This is a genomic window from Photobacterium lucens (assembly GCF_009873615.1).
Taxonomy (GTDB): domain Bacteria; phylum Pseudomonadota; class Gammaproteobacteria; order Enterobacterales; family Vibrionaceae; genus Photobacterium; species Photobacterium lucens.
This window is the reverse complement of record NZ_SSMG01000425.1, coordinates 1-2159: the sequence shown is the minus strand read 5'-3', so window position 1 is coordinate 2159 and position 2159 is coordinate 1. Positions and strand designations below refer to the sequence as shown.

The 2159-nt window shown below is 39.4% G+C and carries 2 protein-coding genes; one reads left to right on the top strand and one right to left on the bottom strand.

The features are described from left to right. The first annotated feature begins 49 nt into the window (after positions 1-49). Positions 50-1711, top strand: a complete 1662-nt coding sequence (locus E5A76_RS17235; RefSeq protein WP_161119683.1) for a response regulator — start codon at positions 50-52, stop codon at positions 1709-1711. 78 nt (positions 1712-1789) lie between these two features. Here E5A76_RS17235 and E5A76_RS17230 read toward each other — a convergent pair whose 3' ends face one another. Then, complete coding sequence (locus E5A76_RS17230) at positions 1790-2032, bottom strand: GlsB/YeaQ/YmgE family stress response membrane protein (protein WP_008987703.1); 243 nt, start codon at positions 2030-2032, stop codon at positions 1790-1792. Positions 2033-2159 lie beyond the last annotated feature (127 nt).

Below are 2159 nucleotides of genomic sequence, written 5' to 3'. Positions count from 1 at the left end.
GTCATATTGAACACAGTAAATTCAGTAATAACAACACTATGGATAGGTTATGACTTCGAGTTTCACGGAAATAGAACAAGAAAAGTGGAACAACATAAAAGTGCTCATCGTTGATGATCAGCTTTCGTGTGCGCAATTGGTCAAAAGTGTTTTAGACAAAATCGCAATTAAAGCCATAGATATCGCCACTTGCTACCAGCAAGCCTTGCAGCTGTGTCAAAACCATCGCTACGATATTGTTTTATTTGATTTTCACCTCAATCAAAACATCAATGGTGGTGAACTGCTCACCTTGCTGCGTAAGAAAAATATTATTACTTCAAATTGTGGTGTGATTTTTTTCTCTGGCGATCGCTCACCCGAGGTTATTTCAACCACAATGGGCATCGATCCTGATTGTTTCCTCACGAAACCCATTAATGTCGGCACACTAAAGCAGCGAATTAGAAACGTTTATCATGTTTGCTTACAAAGAAAGCCTATTTATGACGCCTTAGATCAAAACAATATTGAGCAAGCGATTCAACTTTGCCGCCAATTATTACGAGAACAAGGCCATAACCTTCATATTGAGACTCTATTACTTGATCTTTTGATAGCGCAGAAACAATGGCAACAAGCAGAACAATTACTTACGCTTTTTAAGCAACGGTCTCAACATCACAAGCTTGCTTTAATCGAAGCTCGACTCGCAGCCAAACAAGGTAATAGCAAAGAAGCAATAAGACAGCTGCAATTGTTGATCAAACAAGTACCTCTGTGTGTCAACGCCTATGATGAATTAGCACATCTCTATCAACAAAATAAGCAATTCGAAAGTGCATTAGATATAGCCCAACAAGGGTTAGCACTAACTCCAACGATCCCACATCGTGCCTTACTGGTTGCTCAGCTTGCTGCTGATATGAACGAAATAGAGATCTTTCTCCAAGCAGGAAAGACACTCTCAACTCACTTGCCAATCATCGATAATCTATGGTTGGTTCACTTTGCTGAATACACCGCTATTTTTGAGCAAATCTATGCAAACCAACTATCAAGTCAGCATAGCTATCGACTACAAAATGAAATCAAGCAGATCCATCAATTTGCTACGCAGCGACTACAGGAAACGCAATGTCATCTGCTCGATGCTTTCGCTAATGTGGTGATGGCAAGAATTAATTATACCGATCAACAAATCACCAAAGCGAAAAGACGTCTATTTCAAGGGCTTAAACCTTTTTTTGGTGTAATGCATCAAGCACCGTCCATTGTGATGATAGATGCACTACCTATGCTGATCAGTTTTGGCGAAACCCGTTTAATTGGCGAAATATATCAGGTGCTAATGACTCGTTCAGAGCTCGATGGGCATAGCCAATACCGCTTAAGTCAACTCAAAGAAAAACAGCTGATCATCGAAAATATTCGATTACTGGTCAGCCATTTAGAAACAGCAAAAGCCCATTTAGCGCAAGATCCACAACGCGCTAGCGCACTGTATCAAACTATTTTGCATGACTATCCATTATGTAGTGAAGCGATGCTTGGTTATTGTGATAGCTTGCTAAATCAACAACACTATCAACATCCTGAAGTTATTGAATACATCAAGCAACTTAAAGTGCTACCACTTCCTGTGCCTCTTGCTCATTGGAGGAGTACTATTGTCACCAAACAATCCTCATCCCAACCACAAGTGATCAATCATCTTGGCTCAAATATATGAAAAAAGCCTAGCATATCAACATACGCTAGGCTTCTAACTTTAACTGGTTATTACTCTACAAATTTATAGAGAGTATAACTAGCGAATAAAGCGGTTATAGATAAATAGCAGTACTAATGCACCAACTGTAGCAACAACGATTGTACCAACAAAACCTGATGCACCAATACCTAGTAAAGAACCTAGGAAACCACCAGCAAAAGAGCCCGCAATACCTAAACCACATGTAGCAAGCCAACCGCCGCCATCATTTCCAGGCATCAACCATTTAGCTAGCGCACCAGCAATAAGACCAACAATAATCCAAGTGATTATAGACATTACATTCTCCTTAGTATTTAACAGTAATAACACTATTACCGTGTAATCTTCATCCGAATACTATTTAAAACAATATGTTGTAGTATTTCGTACTCATCCAGCATAGACCTGATAAAAGACCTAATAC